The organism is Roseateles depolymerans, from assembly GCF_003387155.1.
Classification (GTDB): domain Bacteria; phylum Pseudomonadota; class Gammaproteobacteria; order Burkholderiales; family Burkholderiaceae_C; genus Roseateles; species Roseateles depolymerans.
In genome coordinates this window covers 215,583-233,455 of record NZ_QUMT01000006.1, presented here as the reverse complement: position 1 = coordinate 233,455, position 17,873 = coordinate 215,583, and the positions used below count along the sequence as shown (strand labels likewise).

The 17,873-nt window shown below is 68.0% G+C and carries 15 protein-coding genes; 13 read left to right on the top strand and 2 right to left on the bottom strand.

All coding sequences use genetic code 11. From position 1 onward, the window contains the following. Positions 1-66 precede the first annotated feature (66 nt). Both zapE and DES44_RS23030 read left to right on the top strand, forming a co-directional pair. Positions 67-1,167, top strand: coding sequence for a cell division protein ZapE (zapE, locus tag DES44_RS23035; RefSeq protein ID WP_058934329.1), 1,101 nt, complete (start codon positions 67-69; stop codon positions 1,165-1,167). Positions 1,168-1,272: 105 nt separating this feature from the next. Then, a complete protein-coding gene (locus tag DES44_RS23030; protein ID WP_058934330.1) occupies positions 1,273-2,040 on the top strand; it encodes a hypothetical protein in 768 nt (255 codons plus the stop codon). A gap of 4 nt (positions 2,041-2,044) precedes the next feature. On the opposite strand, the gene DES44_RS23025 is transcribed toward DES44_RS23030, so the two are convergent. Further along, on the bottom strand, positions 2,045-2,812 hold the full coding sequence (locus tag DES44_RS23025) for a PP2C family protein-serine/threonine phosphatase (protein WP_058934331.1): 768 nt from the start codon (positions 2,810-2,812) through the stop codon (positions 2,045-2,047). 53 nt (positions 2,813-2,865) lie between these two features. Between DES44_RS23025 and DES44_RS23020 the strand changes: the two genes are divergently transcribed. Both DES44_RS23020 and yoaA read left to right on the top strand, forming a co-directional pair. Next, positions 2,866-3,069 (top strand): YdcH family protein, encoded by a 204-nt coding sequence (locus tag DES44_RS23020; RefSeq protein WP_058934332.1) that lies wholly within the window; start codon positions 2,866-2,868, stop codon positions 3,067-3,069. A gap of 233 nt (positions 3,070-3,302) precedes the next feature. Then, the gene (gene yoaA, locus DES44_RS23015) at positions 3,303-5,261 is read left to right on the top strand and encodes a DNA repair helicase YoaA (protein WP_058937270.1); all 1,959 of its coding nucleotides are present in this window, start codon (positions 3,303-3,305) and stop codon (positions 5,259-5,261) included. A 122-nt stretch (positions 5,262-5,383) separates the two neighbouring features. On the opposite strand, the gene DES44_RS23010 is transcribed toward yoaA, so the two are convergent. Continuing rightward, positions 5,384-6,208, bottom strand: a complete 825-nt coding sequence (locus DES44_RS23010; protein WP_058937271.1) for an outer membrane protein assembly factor BamD — start codon at positions 6,206-6,208, stop codon at positions 5,384-5,386. Positions 6,209-6,282: 74 nt separating this feature from the next. Between DES44_RS23010 and DES44_RS23005 the strand changes: the two genes are divergently transcribed. The 9 genes from DES44_RS23005 (at position 6,283) to hisS (ending at position 17,851) form a co-directional block, all read left to right on the top strand. Next, positions 6,283-7,341, top strand: coding sequence for an RluA family pseudouridine synthase (locus DES44_RS23005; protein WP_058934333.1), 1,059 nt, complete (start codon positions 6,283-6,285; stop codon positions 7,339-7,341). A 289-nt stretch (positions 7,342-7,630) separates the two neighbouring features. Further along, on the top strand, positions 7,631-9,049 hold the full coding sequence (scpB, locus tag DES44_RS25195) for an SMC-Scp complex subunit ScpB (protein WP_083525422.1): 1,419 nt from the start codon (positions 7,631-7,633) through the stop codon (positions 9,047-9,049). Positions 9,050-9,087: 38 nt separating this feature from the next. Continuing rightward, positions 9,088-11,307: a pseudouridine synthase gene (locus DES44_RS22995; RefSeq protein WP_083525423.1), complete on the top strand. Its 2,220-nt coding sequence runs from the start codon at positions 9,088-9,090 to the stop codon at positions 11,305-11,307. Between the two features lie 131 nt (positions 11,308-11,438). Further along, on the top strand, positions 11,439-11,864 hold the full coding sequence (ndk, locus tag DES44_RS22990; RefSeq protein ID WP_058934334.1) for a nucleoside-diphosphate kinase: 426 nt from the start codon (positions 11,439-11,441) through the stop codon (positions 11,862-11,864). 57 nt (positions 11,865-11,921) lie between these two features. Beyond that, positions 11,922-13,139 carry a dual-specificity RNA methyltransferase RlmN gene (rlmN, locus tag DES44_RS22985; RefSeq protein WP_083525424.1) on the top strand — a complete coding sequence of 406 codons (1,218 nt, stop codon included), beginning with the start codon at positions 11,922-11,924 and terminating at the stop codon, positions 13,137-13,139. Then, complete coding sequence (gene pilW / locus DES44_RS22980) at positions 13,136-13,957, top strand: type IV pilus biogenesis/stability protein PilW (protein WP_058934335.1); 822 nt, start codon at positions 13,136-13,138, stop codon at positions 13,955-13,957. The genes rlmN and pilW overlap by 4 nt, the downstream gene beginning before the upstream one ends. Before the next feature lie 10 nt (positions 13,958-13,967). Further along, on the top strand, positions 13,968-15,161 hold the full coding sequence (locus DES44_RS22975; RefSeq protein ID WP_058934336.1) for a RodZ domain-containing protein: 1,194 nt from the start codon (positions 13,968-13,970) through the stop codon (positions 15,159-15,161). Between the two features lie 54 nt (positions 15,162-15,215). Next, the gene (gene ispG, locus DES44_RS22970) at positions 15,216-16,526 is read left to right on the top strand and encodes a flavodoxin-dependent (E)-4-hydroxy-3-methylbut-2-enyl-diphosphate synthase (RefSeq protein WP_083525426.1); all 1,311 of its coding nucleotides are present in this window, start codon (positions 15,216-15,218) and stop codon (positions 16,524-16,526) included. A gap of 14 nt (positions 16,527-16,540) precedes the next feature. After that, positions 16,541-17,851, top strand: coding sequence for a histidine--tRNA ligase (gene hisS / locus DES44_RS22965; protein WP_058934337.1), 1,311 nt, complete (start codon positions 16,541-16,543; stop codon positions 17,849-17,851). Positions 17,852-17,873 lie beyond the last annotated feature (22 nt).

Genomic DNA, 17,873 nt, shown 5'->3' with positions numbered 1-17,873 from the left:
GCCCGGTGAGCCGGCACGGATCGCCGTCCCCGGCGTCCGATGGCCCTTGAACGACCCTTCAGTCGCATGACCACCGTCACCGAGCTCTACAACCAGACCCTGGCCGAACGCGGCTACACCGCCGACCCTGCGCAACTGCGTGCGGTGAAGGCGTTGCAGCGCTGCCAGGATGAATGGGCCGCCTACAAGGCGCGACGCTCCAATGCGTTCAGCAAGCTGCTGGTGCGGCCGCCGCTGCCGCGCGGCGTCTACATGTATGGCGGAGTGGGGCGGGGCAAGAGCTTCCTGATGGACTGCTTCTTCCAGGCCGTGCCGCTGACCCGCAAGACGCGCCTGCACTTCCACGAGTTCATGCGTGAGGTGCATCGGGAGCTGCAGGAGCTCAAGGGCATCCAGGACCCGCTGGAAGAGCTGGGCAAGCGCATCGCACGGCGCTTCCGGCTGATCTGCTTCGATGAATTCCACGTGGCCGACGTGACCGACGCGATGATCCTGCACCGACTGCTGGATGCGATGTTCCGCAACCGCGTCTCCATCGTCACCACGTCCAATTTCCATCCGGACGGGCTGTATCCCAACGGCCTGCACCGCGACCGCATCCTGCCGGCCATCGAGCTGCTGAAGACCCACCTGGAGGTCATCAACGTCGACAACGGCACCGACTACCGTCAGCGCTCGCTGGAGCATGTGCAGCTTTATCACTGCCCGCTGGGTCCGGAAGCCGACCGGGCGCTGACGGCCACCTTCGAATCCCTGGCCGAGGCCCGCGAGCAGGAGCCCACGCTCTACATCGAGCACCGCCAGCTGCACGCCCGCCGGCGCGCCGGGGGCGTGGTGTGGTTCGACTTCAAGCAGTTGTGCGGCGGCCCGCGCTCGCAGAATGACTACCTGGAGCTGGCCACCCAGTTCCATACCGTCATCCTGTCCAACGTGCCGGAGATGCCGCCCAAGCTGGCCAGCGAGGCGCGACGCTTCACCTGGCTGGTGGATGTGCTCTATGACCGGCGCTGCAAGCTGGTCATCTCCGCGGCCGTGCCGCCCGAGGCGCTCTACACCGAAGGCCCGCTGGCCCATGAGTTTCCGCGCACCGTGTCAAGACTCCAGGAAATGCAGTCGCAGGAGTATTTGTCTTTGGAGCGCCGGGACGTCGATACTTCACTCACCTGAACTTCCTGACCTGTCATGACGTCTGCGCCTGTGCTGCTTCCTTCGGCCCTTGCTTCGGCGCTCGTATCAGCGCTCGCTTCCGCGCGCGTTTCAGCGCATGTCGGCGTGCAGCGGTCGTTGCGCGTCGCCGTGGGCCTGACGGCGGGGAAGGCGGGGAAGGCGTCCGAAGGGGGACGGGTGGCCGGGCTGGGGCTGGTGGCGGCGGCGGCCCTGGCGGCCTTGGCCATGACCTTGATCTCGCGCCCGGCAGTCGCCGCCACCGTCCAGGACGCCCAGGACGCCGCCAACCAGCACACCCGCGCCGAGCTCGATGCCAAGCGGGCGGCGGTCCAGAAGGCCTACGACGAGAAGATCAAGGAATGCCGCACCCGCTTCGTGGTGACGGGCTGTCTGGAAGAGGCCCACGCCTGGCGCATCGAGGCCTTGCGGCCGATCCAGGCGCAGGAGATCGAGGTGAATGCCCTGGAGCGCCGGCAGCGCGCTGCAGCGCAGCGTGAGCGGGTGATGGCCAAGGACCAGGAGGCGCGGGAGGGCCGGGAAGCCCGGGACGGGACGTCCGGACATTCGGCGCCGGCGGTGAAGGCATCGGCCCGTGCGGCCTCGGCGGCTGTTTTGCCGCCATCCCGCCAGCCCCGGGCCAATCCGGAATCGCATCAAAAGCAGCTCGAGCGTGAGCAGCAGGCGGCTGAGCGCAAAGCAGCGGAGCGCCGCCAGGCGGCCGCCGTCCGGGCGGCCAAGCAGCAGGAATTGCAGCGCAGTGCCAAGGCCCAGGCGGACAAGCACGCCGCCAAGCCGGCCGACCCCAAGAAGCCGGCACCGGCGCATCTGCCGACGCCCGCGGCGTCGGACATTCAGGCCTTGCCGGGACGCTGACGCGTCAGTCCAGCGGATCCACCCGAACGATGGCCAGCGACAGGTTGTCGCCAGTCCCCTTGGCCCGCTGACGGGCCTTGCTCACCAGCAGTTCCGCGCCATCGCGCGGGGCCAGACTGTGCAGCACCGTGCCCAGCTCTGCCGGGGTGAAGTAATGCCAGAGGCCGTCGCTGCAGCACATCAGGCTGTCGCCCACGTCCAGCCGCTCGATGACTTTCTCCACCGGCGTCGGTTCCTGCACCGTGCCCAGGCAGGCGGTCAACAGGTTGGACTGCGGATGCACCTGCGCTTCTTCCTCGGTGATCTGGCCTTCATCCACCAATCGCTGCACATAGGACTGGTCGAAGGAGCGCGACACCATGTTGGGTCCGCGGAAGTGATAGATGCGGGAATCGCCGGTGTGGATCCAGAAGCAGCGGCGAGCGCCCGTGATCAGGAAGGCCGCCAGCGTGCTGTGCGGCTCTTCCTCCGCCGAAATGGCGGTCAGGCGGATCATCAGATGCGATTCGGACACGATCTGCCGCAGCAGGTCGATCTCGTCTTCCTCATCCGGCACGAAGCGCTCGAAGAGTTGCTGCGCCGTGAGGATGACCTGGTCGGCGGCCTTGCGGCCCCCGCTCTTGCCGCCCATCCCGTCGGCGACGATGCCCAGCACCCAGCCGCTTTGTCGCGGATGGGCGAAGACCTGGACCTGGTCTTGCTGATAAAGGCGGTCGCCTCGATGAATGCCTGTGGCGGCGCTGAGGCGATAGCCCGGTGGTGTGCGGCTCATATCCCAAAACTATAATCGGAGCGCTTGACCTTCCGGTCGAGTGGTTCCCCGGCATGGATGAACAACTTCACTCTCCCGCAAGACTTCTGATCGAGCTGCGCATGGAACATGCGGAGCTGAACGGCCGCATCGACATGCTGACGGCCACGGCGCCGGTGGACGAGCTGAGCCTGCGGCGTTTGAAGAAACGCCGCCTGGCCCTGCGGGACCAGATCGCCGCGCTGCAACTGGCCGATGAGCCGGACGAGCCAGCATGACATGATGCCTGGCCTTTGCGCTCGTCCTGTAACGGCCCTTGAACGTCACGCCCCCCCCCTTCATTCCCCCACATTCCACTCGAACCCTCCCGTAGCAGTGGCCCAACTCAAGTCGCTGCGCTCGGATTGCCCTCGTCACCTTCCCCTGGACTTCCTCGCCCTTGGACGCCGCCGACCTTCCCCCGCACGATGCCGCCGCGCCCGCCAGGCCCGATGAACTGAAGCCTGGCGAGCTGGAGCAGGCCGTCATCGCCGCCTTTGATGCCGGCGGCCCGCTGGCTCGGGCCAGCGGCGGTTATGCGCCGCGCGAGCCGCAGCAGCACATGGCCCTGGCGGTGGCGCAGGCCATTGCCGCTCGCGAGACCCTGGTGGTGGAAGCGGGTACCGGCGTGGGCAAGACCTTCGCTTATCTGGTGCCGGCGCTGCTCTCGGGCGGCCGCACGCTGGTGAGCACCGCCACGAAGAGCTTGCAGGACCAGCTCTTCATGCGCGACCTGCCGCGTCTGCTGGAGACCTTCTCCCTCCCGCTGCGCACCGCGTTGCTGAAGGGGCGGGGAAGTTACCTCTGCTTGCACCGAATGCAGCAGGCGCGCCACAGTGCGGAGTTGCCCGACCGACGTGCCGTCGCGCAACTGGCCCGGATCGAGCGGTGGGCGATGCAGACGACCTCCGGCGACTTTTCCGAGATCGACGGGCTGGACGAGCGCTCCCCGATCATTCCGCTGGTCAGTTCCACCCGGGACAACTGCCTGGGCACCGACTGCCCCTCCTATCGCGACTGCCATGTGGTGCGCGCCAGGCGCGAGGCGATGGAGGCCGATCTGCTGGTGGTCAACCACCACCTGTTCTTTGCGGACATGGTGCTGCGCGACAGCGGCGTGGCGGAACTGCTGCCTGGCGTGGAGGTGGCGATCTTCGACGAAGCCCATCAGTTGCCGGAAGCCGGCCTGAATTTCCTGGGCCGCAGCCTGGGCAGCGCCCAGCTGTTCGATTTCGCCCGCGACATGATCGCGCAGGGGATTCAGCATGCCCGCGGCCTGCAGGAATGGCAGGCCATTGCCGGGGGAGTGGAAAAGGCCGCGCGGACGCTACGTCTGGCCTGTGCCGGCGACCGCGACCTGCGCGGGGTGCTGAAGCTGCGATGGAACGAGGTCGCCGGACGCGAGCCCTTGATCGAGGCGCTCGCGCAGACCTCCGAGGCGCTGGAACTGTCGGTGGACGCCATGGCGTCGGTGATGGAGATGGACCCCGACCTGGCCCGCCTGCATGAGCGCTCGGTCGAGCTCTACAAGGCCACGCAACTCTTCGCCCGTGACCCGGACCCGTCCGCCGTCCGATGGGTGGATGTGGGCATGCAGCATGTCCGGCTGGTCGAGTCGCCCCTGGACATTCGCGAGGCGATGCAGGAACAGCTCGAAGGGCCACCGCGCGCATGGATCTTCGCGTCCGCCACGCTGGGCGAGGATGAATCGCTGCGCTGGTTCACCGAACCGGCCGGCTTGCAGGACGCGCGCACGCTGCGTGTGGGCAGTCCCTTCGACTATCCGGCCCATGCCCGGCTGTATGTGCCGCGCCATTTCCCCAAGCCCTCGGAGCCGGACCACGGGGAATCGGTCGGCCTGCTGGGCGCGCGCCTGGCGGCCCGCCTGGGCGGGCGCACCTTCATCCTCACCACCACCTTGCGGCAACTGCACACGGTGGCCGATGTGCTGCGGGAGCGGTTCGAGGTCGGCGGCCATGCCATCGAGGTGCTGGTGCAAGGGTCAGCGCCGAAGCGTCAGCTGCTGCAGCAATTCATCGACCAGCCGGCCTCCGTGCTGGTCGGGTCAGCCAGCTTCTGGGAAGGCATCGACGTGCCGGGCGAAGCCCTGCAATGCGTGGTGATCGACAAGCTGCCGTTCCCGCCGCCCAACGACCCGCTGGTGGAAGCGCGGGTGCAGCGCCTGGAGGCGGAAGGGCGCAATGCCTTCACCGAATACTTCGTGGCCGAAGCGGCGATTGCGCTGAAGCAGGGCGCGGGGCGCTTGATCCGGACGGAATCCGACCGCGGCCTGCTGGTGGTGTGTGACCCGCGTCTGGCGGGGAGTGCGTATGGGCGTCGCCTGCGGGAGGCGCTGCCGCCGATGACCCAGGTGGCCGATGAGGCCGAGGCGCAAGCGTGGCTGGCCCAGCTGGCGCAGGATCACGGCTAGCCCTCAGCTTTCGCGGTTGAGGTCTAGGCTCTCATCGCTGATCGCTGATCGCTGATCGCTGATCGCTGATCGCTGGATAGCGACTATGCGATCGCCGGGTCACCGTCAGGCGACCCCCGCGATCACCAGAGCTGCCACCAGGGCTTGTCCTTGCGGAGGTTGCCGCTGAGATAGGCGCTGTCGGGGAAGCTCTGCTTGAGCACGCGCTCCGAGTCGTCCCGCAGCTGGGTCAGGCCCAGCTTGTCGTAGCTGCGCACCATCAGGTAGAGCGCTTCTTCGAGGGCAGGGGCGTACTGGAACTCCAGCAGCGCTGCCTGCGCGCGATTGGCCGCGGCCAGGTAGGCGCCGCGGTTGTAGTAGTAGCGCGCCACATGCACCTCATAAGCCGCCAGGCTGTTGGTGATGTAGTCGATGCGGGTGCGGGCATCGGGCGCGTATTTGGAGTCAGGGAACTGCTCCACCAACTGCTTGAAGGCCTGCATGGAATCGCGGGCGGCTTGCTGGTCGCGCTCGCTGATGTCCTGGCGGGCAATGCGGCCGAACAGGCCCAGGTCGTCGTTGAAGTTGACCAGGCCCTTCATGTAGAGGGCATAGTCCAGCGCAGCGCTGGAGGGGTTGAGCTTGATGAAGCGGTCCAGCACGGCCACGGCCTGCACCCGCTCGCCGCTCTTGTAGTTGGCCCAGGCCAGGTCCAGCTGGGCCTGCTGGCCCAGCGTGGTGCCGGCGGCGCGGCCCTCGATGCGTTCCAGGGTCTTGATGGCGCGGTCGTAGCTGCCGCTGATCATGTCTTCCTTGGCCTCCTCGTACAATTTCTGGAGGTTGGCCTGGGAATTGGGATCGTCCTTCGGTGTGGAGGAGCAGGCGGCCAGGCCGACTGCGGCGGATACTGCCGCGGCAAGAGCCACGGTGCGGCAGGAGGCTCGCCAGGAGGTGCGCAGGGAGCGCATCACCGAAATTTCCATCATGGGTCCCGAGGGCTGGCGCAGGCGCCGCCCCTATCTGAATTTGGAGCGTTGATTATATGGTTCAGGCAGGCCCGACCCCGGCCCCTGGGGAGCTGCTTTACCGGGCAGGGACAACCCCAGGGCCTGAGGTGCTGGAATCCCCCGAGGACGTGCAGGATGTGGGGGGCGAAACCCCCGAGCGGCGCGAGGCGGAAGCCGGTCCGCAGGAGATCGGCCAGCGGCTGGACAAGTGGCTGGTGCAACTGGCGCCGGAGTTCTCGCGCAGCCATCTGCAGACGCTGATCGACCGGGGCTGCGTCACGCTCGATGGTGCCGTCGTCAGCCAGGCCTCGCGCAAGCCGCGGCTGGGGCAGCATCTGGTGCTGGAGCTGCAGCCCACCGAGGAGGCACTGGCCTTCCGTCCGGAGGCGATGAGCCTGGCCATCGTGCATGAGGACCCGCATCTGCTGGTGGTCAACAAGCCTGCGGGCCTGGTGGTGCACCCGGCGGCGGGCAACTGGTCCGGCACCTTGATGAACGGATTGCTGGCCCATCACCCCGGCGCCGCGACGCTGCCGCGGGCGGGCATCGTCCACCGGCTGGACAAGGACACCTCCGGGCTGATGGTGGTCGGCAAGACGCTCGCGGCGGTGACGGCGCTGGTGCGCATGATCGCGGCGCGGGAGGTGCACCGGGAATACCTGGCCCTGGCCCATGGCCGCACCCCCGAAGACTGGACGGTCGATGCGCCGATCGGCCGAGACCCGCAGTCGCGCACCCGCATGGCGGTGGTGGGCAGCGGCAAGCCGGCGCGCACCGACTTCCATCGCCTGGCCGAGGTGCAGTGGCAGGATGACCGCGGCCTGTCCCGCACCGTGTCCGCCTTGCACTGCGTGCTGCACAGCGGGCGCACTCACCAGATCCGGGTGCATGCAGCCCATCAGGGCCATGCGCTGGTGTCGGATGCGCTGTATGGCGGCGCGCCTGCGCTGGGGCTGGTGCGGCAGGCGCTGCATGCGGCCCGGTTGAGCTTTGCGCATCCCGTCACCGGCGAGCCGCTGCGCTTCCAGGCGCCGCTGGCGTGCGAAATGGCCGCGGCCTGGGAGGTCGCGGGTTTGCCCGAGCCGGTGTTTTGAGGCGGGTGCCGAGACTGGCGCTACAATGAGCCCAGAATTTGCGCCAAATCGCCGCGGGCCTGTAGTTGTAGCCCGGGTGCAGCGCCAGGCGAAGCACGTGCGACGCATGTCACGGGGTCCGTCCCCGGTCACTGCTTTGCCCACCGTCCCGCCCCACCCGGCGGTACCCCAGATCCCAAGCACAAGCAGATCGAACTGGTTCGGCACGGCTGTTGCCGCTGCCGACGCCCAAGATGGCGAAAGACACAGACCTGACCGGCTCCCGGGCCGGCTGCATGACTGACTGCACATGAACACGCTGGAGGCCAAGCGCGTCCTCGAGACGGCGTTGTTGTGTGCACAAGGGCCGCTGACATTGCGAGACATGCGCTCGCTGTTTGCGGACGAGCTCAATGCCGACAGCATCCGCCTGCTGCTGGATGAGTTGCTGCGTGAATGGGAAGGGCGCGGGGTGGAGCTGGTGGCGCTGGCCTCGGGGTGGCGCTTTCAGAGCCGTCCGGAGCTGCGTGAACATCTGGACCGGCTCAATCCCGAGAAGCCGCCCAAATACTCGCGGGCGGTGCTGGAGACTTTGGCCATCATCGCCTACCGTCAACCGGTGACGCGGGGCGATATTGAAGACATTCGCGGCGTGGTGGTGGCCACGCCCATCATCAAGCAGCTGGAAGATCGCAACTGGATTGAGGTGATCGGCCACCGTGAAGCACCGGGACGACCCGCGCTGTACGCCACGACCCGTCAGTTCCTGGATGACCTGGGACTGTCGAGCCTGGAGCAGTTGCCCGCCTTGATCCAGGCGGGCGATCCGACGCCGATCCCCGGCAGCGTGCAGGGCTCGCTGCTGGACGAGACCCCGGCGGTGGTCGAGGTGGAGCCGGAAGAGGGCGCGCTGGCGGTGGGTGTGTCGGAAGCGGCGGCAGTGGAAGACGGGGCGTCGCCTGAGGCAGCAGCCCAAGAGGGCGTGCACGAAGAAGGGATGCCCGAGGGCTCTGCAGCGTCGGTTGAGTCGCCGGGGGCGCCACAGGCAGTACAGTCCGGGGATCAGCCTTCCGCATTGGCGGACGATGCTGAGGGTGCTGAAACGGTCTCTGCAGCGGACGCGGCACCTGCATCGGAAGAGACAGGCGCTGTGCTGCTGTCCGAGGCATCCGGTGATGAGGATGCGCGGCCGGGTGCGGCGGGTCGCAAGTCGGCGGGATCGTCGCCTGCCCTGGCAGGGGCGCCTGCGCCGATGGGCGGACTGTCGGCAGCAGCTTTTGCGGCATTTGCCGCATCGGTGGCGGCTTCGGTGGACGACGGCTCGGAGCCGGCCGCCGGGAACGACGCTGACGACACTGACGACACTGACGAGAATGTGGACGCCCAGGCCGATGGCCTGGACGTGGACGAAGGTCCCGAGGGCGATGCCGACCGGCTCGCGTCCGACGGAACCGGATCGGAAGACACGATCGGTGTCCTCCCCCAGGGGCGGGAGGAACCGGACGCTCTCGCCGAGAACAAACCCCAGGCCGGGACTTTCGCGGACAGCGAAGCTCCGGCCGGGCGTCTGGCAGGGGATGCGCCCGCCAGGGACGACAACACCGCATCGGCCTTGCCGGCGACTTCCATCGCTGAAGAGACCTCCGAACCGACGGCCGCCGAGCGCGCGCCGACTGAAGAACAACCGCCCGGGACGGTCAATCCCGTGGCTGATAAGAGTGCCTCGTGAGGGGCCGTGTCCACCGCTGACAAGGTGCAAGCCGACACATGAATTCAAACGATATTGACGATTCCAAGCCCGACGCGCTGAACGCAGCTGCGACGGATGCGACCCCTGATGCGCCGGCCAAGCCCAAGCGCACCCGCAAGACGGCCGCCGCCGCGCCTGCAGAGGCGACGGATGCGGCAGCGCCTGCGGCCGAGGACGCGCCCAAGCCGCGCACGCGCCGCAAGGCGGCTGCACCTGCAGAGGCCGCAGAGGCTGCGCCCGCCGCCGAAGCGAGCGCAGCGGCTCCGGCCGATGCCGCGTCTTCGGACGAAGAGGCCGCCGCCAAGCCCAAGCGCCGCACCCGCGCCAAGGCCGCAGCGACCGATGACGCATCGGCGGCTGTGTCCCTGGACGCCGCTGCCACGCCGGCCGTGGCCACTCCGCCCCAGGCTCGCACCGATGTGGCTGCGGCCGTGACGCCCGAGTCCGCCCCCGCGGCGGCGACGGGCCCCCGTTTCACGCTCGGCGACGAAGTGGTGGCTGAGCCGGTGCACGGCGAAGAAGCGGCTTCGGCCTCTGAAGAGGGGGACGATGGTGATCGTGGTCCGCGTCAGGGCCGCAATCGCCGCGGCCGTGGTCGCAACCGTGACGGCCGCGAGGCGCGTGACGGCGCTCCTGATGGCGCACAAGCCGCTGCCGACGGCACGCTGGCCGCCGAGGCACCGTCCGCCGATACCGCCGAGCTGCAAGCCCTGGCACAGGCCCGCTTCGATGACCTGCTCTCCGGCGCCTTCGACGCGGACGTGGATGCTGGCGCCCAAGCCGGCGCCCAGGCATCGGCCGACGACGAGGCCTCCGATGACGCCGACGCCCTGGCCGACCAGGACGGCGACGCCGGTGCCGATGCCCCCGCCAACAAGCGGGTGCTCGCGCCCGAGCCGGACGCTCCCAAGCTGCAGAAGGTGCTGGCCCAGGCCGGTGTCGGCTCGCGCCGGGACATCGAGGACATGATTGCCAAGGGCCAGATCACCGTGAACGGTGAAGTGGCCCATGTGGGTCAGCGCATCTCCTACGGCGACCGCGTGGCGGTGGCCGGCAAGCCGATCAAGGTGCGCATTGCCCCCGCGGCGCCGCGCATCCTGGCCTATCACAAGCCGGTGGGCGAAGTGGTGACCTTCAACGACCCGGAAGGCCGTCCGACGGTGTTCCGCAACCTCCCGCGCCTGCCCCAGGGCAAGTGGCAGTCGGTCGGTCGCCTGGACCTGAATACCGAAGGCCTGCTGCTGTTCACCAACTCCGGTGAACTGGCCAATCAGCTGATGCACCCGCGCTTTGGCGTGGAACGCGAATATGCGGTGCGCGTGCTGGGCTCGCTGAGCAATGAGCAGAAGAACACGCTGCTGACCGGCGTGGACGTGGATGGCCAGCAGGCCAGCTTCAAGAGCATCGTCGATGGCGGCGGTGAAGGCGTGAACCGCTGGTACCGCGTGGTCATCACCGAAGGCCGCAACCGCGAAGTGCGCAAGCTGTTCGAGACGGTGGGCCTGGCGGTGAGCCGCCTGATCCGCATCCGTTACGGCACCGTCGTGCTGCCGCGCGGCCTGCGCCGCGGCGTGTATGTGGAGCTCGGCGACGCCGACGTCCGCATCATCCGCCAACTGGCCGGCCATGTGCAGCAGGAACGTTCGGACCGCGGTGATCGCGGCGGCGACCGGGGTGACCGCAATGCCAAGCGCCGTCGTGGCGGTGGCAACGGCGGCCCGCGCCCGAGCCGTCCCGAACCCCGCCAGGAACGCGCCGACCGGCCGGACCGTGGCGAGTATCGTCAGCAGGAGTCGCGCCAGCAGGAGCCGCGTCAGTACGAGCCGCGCCAGCATGACCAGCGCCAGCACGAGCAACGCGCCCAGCATCAGCAGCGTCCGCAGCAGGAACGCGAACGCGAGCGCGATCGTGACCGTCCGCGCCGCGAAGAGGATGATGACGACTTCATCCCGCGCCATGTCAATCCGCTGGAGCAGACCTTCGACCGCCGTTTCGCCACCAGTGGCAAGCGCGGCATTCCGGCCGGTTTCGGCCGGGGTGGCAGCGATCCGCAGCACAACGGCGGCCGGGGTGGCAATGCCCGCGGTCCCGGCGGCGAGCGCCAGCCGGACCCGATGAAGACATCGATCGGCTATATCGGCGCTGATGCTTTCATTAACCGCAACAATCGCGGCGGTCGCCGTGGGGGTGGCGGCGGAGGGGGCGGCGGCGGTGGCGGTGGACGCGGCCGGCGCTGAGCGGGCAGGCCCTCACCCGTCTCTGCGCAGCACCTTCAGTAACCCCGGCGACATCCCGATGTCACTGGGGGCTTGACTTCACGCATTACAATCCCGGGCTTTGCCAAGTCCACGATTTCAAGGAAAAACATATGGCCATCGAACGCACCCTGTCCATCATCAAGCCCGATGCCGTGGCGAAGAACGTCATCGGCCAGATCTACGCCCGCTTCGAAGGCGCTGGTCTGAAGATTGTGGCCGCCAAGATGGTGCACCTGTCGCGTGGCGAGGCTGAGGCCTTCTACGCCGTGCACAAGGCGCGTCCCTTCTTCAACGACCTGGTGAACTTCATGATCTCGGGCCCCGTGATCATCCAGGTCCTGGAAGGCGAGAACGCCATCCTGAAGCACCGCGACCTGATGGGCGCCACCGACCCGAAGAAGGCCGAGAAGGGCACCATCCGCGCCGACTTCGCCGACAGCATCGACGCCAACGCCGTGCACGGTTCCGACGCTGCGGAAACCGCCGCCCAGGAAGTGGCGTTCTTCTTCCCCGGCATGAACGTCTACAGCCGTTAATGGCAATTGCCTCTGGACTCTGGGCCAGGAGGCCATAGAGAGAAAGAGGTCACCACCATGGACGCGGTCAACCTGCTCGGATTCGATCTGCAAGGCCTGGCCGCGTACTGCGATCAGCTGGGGGAAAAGCGTTTTCGCGCGACCCAGCTGTTCCGGTGGATTCATCAAAAGGGCGCTTCGGACTTCTCGCAGATGTCCGACCTGGCCAAGTCCCTGCGGGACAAGCTGGCCGGGCGCGCCCTCATCACCGGGCTGCCGGTGATCTCCGAACATGTCTCGGCCGACGGCACCATCAAGTGGCTGTTCGACGTCGGCCAGGGCAATGCGGTGGAAGCGGTCTACATCCCCGAGGATGACCGCGCCACGCTCTGCATCTCCAGCCAGGCCGGTTGCGCCGTTGGCTGCCGTTTCTGCTCCACCGGCCATCAGGGCTTCAGCCGCAATCTCGAGACCTGGGAAATCCTGGCCCAGCTCTGGCATGCCGAGCACAGCCTGCGCAAGCGCCTGAACCAGGACCAGCGCATCATCTCCAACGTGGTGATGATGGGCATGGGCGAGCCGCTGCAGAACTACGGCGCCCTGGTGCCCGCGCTCAAGGTGATGCTGGACGACCACGGCTACGGCCTGTCGCGCCGCCGCGTGACCGTTTCGACCTCGGGCGTGGTCCCGATGATCGACCGCCTGCGCGAAGACGTGCCGGTGGCGCTGGCCGTCTCCTTGCACGCCCCCACCGATCCGCTGCGCGACCAGCTCGTGCCGCTGAACCGCAAATATCCGATTGCCGAGCTGCTGGACAGCTGCAACCGTTATCTCGAATCCGCCCCCCGCGACTTCATCACCTTCGAGTACTGCATGCTCGACCATGTGAATGACTCGCCGGAGCAGGCGCGTGAGTTGATCCAGCTGCTCAAGGGCAAGGTGCCCTGCAAGATCAACCTGATTCCCTTCAATCCCTTCCCGGCTTCCGGCCTCAAGCGCAGCAGCAATGAACGGGTCAAGGCCTTTGCCGATCTGCTCATCCAGTCCGGCATCGTCACCACCGTCCGCAAGACGCGCGGTGACGATATCGATGCGGCTTGCGGCCAGTTGGCCGGTGAAGTCCAGGATCGCACCCGCGTCCATCTGCGGATGGTGAGGGCGCCGGTGGTGGTGCATCGTGGCGCGGCGGATGCCGCTCGGGGCACGGCCCCGGCCCCCGGTGGCACCCCAGCGTCGGCGGCCACGGGTGCATCCTCCAGTCCCGGTTCTCAACCCCCGCTACGTCCTCGCACATGACCACACTGACGCCTGGCTTCCTGCACACCCGCCGTACGGTCCGCATCCTGTCTGTTGCGCTGATGGTGGGCGCGTTGTTGCCAGGCTGCGGTGCACCCGCCGTGAATCGCCAGGAACCCAAGACGGCCAGCGATGCCACCGATGCCGACCGCCGCGCTGCTGTGCGGATGGAGCTGGCGTCCGCCTACCTGGGCCGAGGTCAGTATGAAACCGCGCTGGACGAGCTCAAGCAGGCGCAGGCGATCAAGCCGGACGTTCCGGGCGCGGTCAGCCTGCGGGCCCTGATCTACGCCGCCATGGGCGACTACGACGCGGCCGAGGACGGTTTCAAGAAGGGCCTGGCCAGTGGCCGCCCCGATGCCGACCTGATGCACAACTACGGCTGGTTCCTGTGCCAGCGCCAGCGCTACGACGAGGCCGCCCGCCAATTCGAAACCGCCCTGGCCGTCCCCCAATACCGCACGCCCGGCCGTACGCTGCTGGCCTGGGGCGTGTGTGACGCCCGCTCCGGCAAACTGCCGGCCGCCCAGCAGCATCTGCTCAAGGCCTTTGAATACGAACCGGGCAACCCGACGGTGGCCGTGAACCTCGGCGAAGTGCTGTATCGCCAGGCCGACTACGAACGGGCCCGCTTCTACGCGCGCCGCGTCAACAACAATCCTGAACAGGCGAACGCGTCCAGCCTCTGGCTGGAACTGCGGATTGAACGCAAGGCCGGCAACACGGCCAACATGGAAGATCTGGCGAAACAGATGCGGAGCAAATATCCGCAGTCGCCGGAGACACAGGCCTTGAACAATGGTCGATTCGATGAATGAGGGACATCGCATGACATCCACGGCGGCCGACGAGGCGCCGGCGTCGCTGGACGCCGCCATCCAGTCCGAGGTGACGGCCGGAGCCGCCCTTCGCCGGGCGCGGGAGGCCCGCGGACTGCACATTGCGGCCCTGGCCGCCACGCTCAAGGTGCCGCAGTCCAAGCTGGAGGCGCTGGAGGGCGACCGCTACAAGGAACTGCCGGACGCCACCTTCGCACGGGCCCTGGCCCGCTCGATGTGCCGGGCGCTGAAGATCGATGCCGAGCCGGTGCTGGCCATGCTGCCGCGCGGCGGCAACGAGGCCTCGCTGGACCGGGTGACGCCTGGGCTGAACCAGCCCTTCCGCGAGCGCGCGTCCAGCCAGGAACCGATGGTGTCGGCGGCGCTGCTGAAGAACCCGGTGCTGCTGGGCGGCGCTGCGCTGCTGGTGGCGGCCCTGGCGGTCTATCTGGTCCCCGCCAGCGTGGTGGACGATCTGACCCATCGCTTCCAGCGTGAGCCGGAGACTGCGTCCCAGACGGGCACCACGACCGAGCCGCTGCAGGTGGAAGCACCGACCGTGGCCGGTTCCGCGCCGGGCATGGCGGAGGCTGCATCGGCAGCGGGTGCGACCGGTCAACCGGTGGTCGCCGTTGCAGGGCAGGGCGCCAGCGCGCCGGTCGGCACGGTGCCGTCCGCAGGCGCCACGGGCACGACTGCCCCGTCTGGCACCACGAGCACCACGGTGGCGACGGGCGCTGGCAGCACGTCCGGAACCGGCAGCGCCGCAGCCACGCCGAGCGTCGGCGGCCTCGCGACGCCGTCCGGCACGCCCCCTCAGACGGCCGCTCAAACGACCGCTCAGACGACTGCTCAAACGACGCCCCAAAAGCCCGCCCAGACCCCCGTCCAGGGCGCAGCTCCCACGCCCACCCAGACCGCGGCCACCACCCCCGCAGCGTCCCCGTCCGCCCAGGCGGCCCCGGGCGCCAGCCTGCTGCGGGTGCGCGCGACCGGCGAGACCTGGGTGGAAGTGGTGGACAGCCAGGGCCAGACCCTGCTGTCGCGCCTGCTGCGCAATGGCGAGCAGGTGGACCTGAACGGCACCGCCCCCCTGAAACTGCGCGTTGGCAATGTTTCCGGCACTGAGCTGGTCTTCCGCGGCAAGTCCGTGGATCTGGCCGCTCGCGCCCGCGACAACGTGGCGCGCCTGGAATTGAACTGATGAGGGTGGGGGAGGTCGCTCCACCAGCCACCCTCCCAACCTGACTGCACGACCATGGACCATCCGACCGACTCCTCTTCCGACCGCGAGACCGCCAACAGCGTCGACAACGCCGACAGCGACCTGATCCTGGCGGCCTCCCCCGCCGCGCGCCGCAGCCGTCAGGCGCGGGTGCGCTGGGGCGACCATGAGGTGACGATCGGCGGCGACGCACCGGTGCGGGTGCAGTCGATGACCAACACCGACACGGTCGATGTCATCGAGACCGCCATCCAGATCAAGGAACTGGCGGTGGCCGGCTCCGAGCTGGTGCGCATCACCGTCAACACGCCGGAAGCGGCGGATGCGGTGCCGCACATCCGCGACCAGCTCGACCGCATGGGCATCAACGTCCCGCTGGTCGGCGACTTCCACTACAACGGCCACCGGCTGCTCACCGAGCATCCGGCCATGGCGCAGGCGCTCAGCAAGTACCGCATCAACCCCGGCAACGTGGGCAAGGGCGACAAGAAAGACCGCCAGTTCGCCCAGATGATCGAAGCGGCGGTGAAGTACGACAAGGTCGTGCGCATCGGCGTCAACTGGGGCAGCCTGGACCAGGAACTGTTGGCCCAGATGATGGACGACAACGCCCGCCGCCCCGCCCCCTGGGACGGCAAGCAGGTGATGTACCAGGCGCTGATCCAGTCGGCGCTGAGCTCCGCGACCTATGCCCGCGAACTGGGCATGAATCCGGACAACATCATCATCAGCTGCAAGGTCAGCGGCGTGCAGGACCTGATCTCGGTCTACCGCGCCCTGTCCCGCCGCTGCGACTACGCACTGCACCTGGGCCTGACCGAAGCCGGCATGGGCACCAAGGGCACGGTGGCCTCGGCCGCTGCGCTGTCGGTGCTGCTGCAGGAAGGCATTGGGGACACCATCCGCGTGTCGCTGACGCCCCAGCCCGGTGAGTCCCGCACCCAGGAAGTGGTGGTGGCGCTGGAGATCCTGCAGTCGCTGGGTCTGCGCGCGTTCAACCCGAGCGTGACCGCCTGCCCGGGCTGCGGCCGCACCACCAGCACCACCTTCCAGGAACTGGCCAAGCAGATCGACGACTTCCTGCGCGCCCAGATGCCCATCTGGCGCACGAAGTACGCCGGTGTCGAGAACATGAAGGTCGCGGTGATGGGCTGCATCGTCAACGGTCCCGGCGAGAGCAAGCATGCCGACATCGGCATCAGCCTGCCCGGCACCGGCGAAGCCCCGGCCGCCCCGGTGTTCATCGACGGCCAGAAGGCGCTCACCCTGCGTGGTGACAACATCGCTGGCGAATTCCACGCCCTGGTCGAAAACTACATCGAAAAACGTTTCGGCGGCCACTGAGGGCCGCACCCGACATGACAGACGTGAAGAAGCTCCCGCCCTTGCAAGCCGTCAAGGGCATGAATGACATCCTGCCGCCGGAGTCGGCCCGCTGGGAATGGCTCGAAGGCCTGATGCGCGGCGTGCTGCAGCGCTACGGCTACCAGAACGTGCGCACCCCCATCGTCGAGCCGACCGCGCTGTTCGTGCGCGGCATTGGCGAGGTGACCGACATCGTCGAGAAGGAGATGTACGCCTTCGAGGACCGTGCGGACAAGAACGGCCAGGCCGAGCATCTGGCCCTGCGTCCGGAGATGACCGCCGGCGTGGTGCGCGCCATGATGGAGCATTCCTTCCTGCGTGATTCGGGACGGCGCCTCTACTACTTCGGCCCGATGTTCCGCCGTGAAAAGCCGCAGAAGGGCCGCTACCGCCAGTTCCACCAGATGGGCGTGGAAGCGCTGGGCTTCTCCGGCCCGGACGTGGATGCCGAGGTCATCCTGATGGGCAGTCGCCTGCTGCGCGAGCTGGGCCTGGTGCAGGGCGACCACTTCGAGCTGGAGCTGAACTGCCTGGGCCAGCCGGACGAGCGCCGCGCCCACCGCGAGGCGCTGATCCAGTACCTGCAGCAGCATGAAGACCTGCTGGACGAAGACGGCAAGCGCCGCCTGCACAGCAATCCGCTGCGGGTGCTGGACACCAAGAACCCGGCGCTGCAGGACATGGCCAACAACGCGCCGCGCCTGCTGGACTTCCTGGGCGAGGCGTCCCTGGCGCACTTCAACGGCGTGCGGGCCATCCTGGACGCGGCGGGCGTGAGCTACCGCATCAACCCCCGCCTGGTGCGCGGCCTGGACTACTACAACCTGACGGTCTTCGAATGGGTCACCACGCGGCTGGGCTCGCAAGGCACCATCTGCGGCGGCGGCCGTTATGACTACCTGATCGAGCAGCTGGGCGGCAAGCCGTCCCCGGCGGTCGGTTTCGGCATGGGCATGGAGCGCATGCTGCTGCTGCTGGAAGAAGTCGGCACGCTGCCGGCGTCCCCGGTGCCGGACGCCTACGCCATCATTCCGTCCGCCGACGGCCTGCCTCAGGTCATGGTGGCGCTGGAAGCGCTGCGCGCGGCCGGCGTGTCCGTGGTGATGCATCCGGGGCAGGGCGGCATGAAGTCTCAGTTCAAGAAAGCCGATGGCTCCGGCGCGCGTTTTGCGCTCATCTTCGGCCAGGACGAACTCGCTCGCGGCGAAGTCTCGGTCAAGCCGCTGCGCGCCGAAGGTGGCGAGCAGGTCACCCGCAGCCTTTACCAAATCGCTGACTGGGCAGGCGAACTCCGCACCGCATAATCGCGGCTTTTGCACACTCAAC

Coding starts and splice junctions, on each gene's coding strand:
- rlmN (WP_083525424.1), top strand. CDS start 11,922: ATGGACGCGGTCAACCTGCTCGGATTCGATCTGCAAGGCCTGGCCGCG.
- hisS (WP_058934337.1), top strand. CDS start 16,541: ATGACAGACGTGAAGAAGCTCCCGCCCTTGCAAGCCGTCAAGGGCATG.
- DES44_RS23025 (WP_058934331.1), bottom strand. CDS start 2,812: ATGAGCCGCACACCACCGGGCTATCGCCTCAGCGCCGCCACAGGCATT.
- DES44_RS22975 (WP_058934336.1), top strand. CDS start 13,968: ATGACATCCACGGCGGCCGACGAGGCGCCGGCGTCGCTGGACGCCGCC.
- DES44_RS23020 (WP_058934332.1), top strand. CDS start 2,866: ATGGATGAACAACTTCACTCTCCCGCAAGACTTCTGATCGAGCTGCGC.
- DES44_RS22995 (WP_083525423.1), top strand. CDS start 9,088: ATGAATTCAAACGATATTGACGATTCCAAGCCCGACGCGCTGAACGCA.
- zapE (WP_058934329.1), top strand. CDS start 67: ATGACCACCGTCACCGAGCTCTACAACCAGACCCTGGCCGAACGCGGC.
- pilW (WP_058934335.1), top strand. CDS start 13,136: ATGACCACACTGACGCCTGGCTTCCTGCACACCCGCCGTACGGTCCGC.
- ispG (WP_083525426.1), top strand. CDS start 15,216: ATGGACCATCCGACCGACTCCTCTTCCGACCGCGAGACCGCCAACAGC.
- DES44_RS23010 (WP_058937271.1), bottom strand. CDS start 6,208: ATGCGCTCCCTGCGCACCTCCTGGCGAGCCTCCTGCCGCACCGTGGCT.
- scpB (WP_083525422.1), top strand. CDS start 7,631: ATGAACACGCTGGAGGCCAAGCGCGTCCTCGAGACGGCGTTGTTGTGT.
- DES44_RS23005 (WP_058934333.1), top strand. CDS start 6,283: ATGGTTCAGGCAGGCCCGACCCCGGCCCCTGGGGAGCTGCTTTACCGG.
- ndk (WP_058934334.1), top strand. CDS start 11,439: ATGGCCATCGAACGCACCCTGTCCATCATCAAGCCCGATGCCGTGGCG.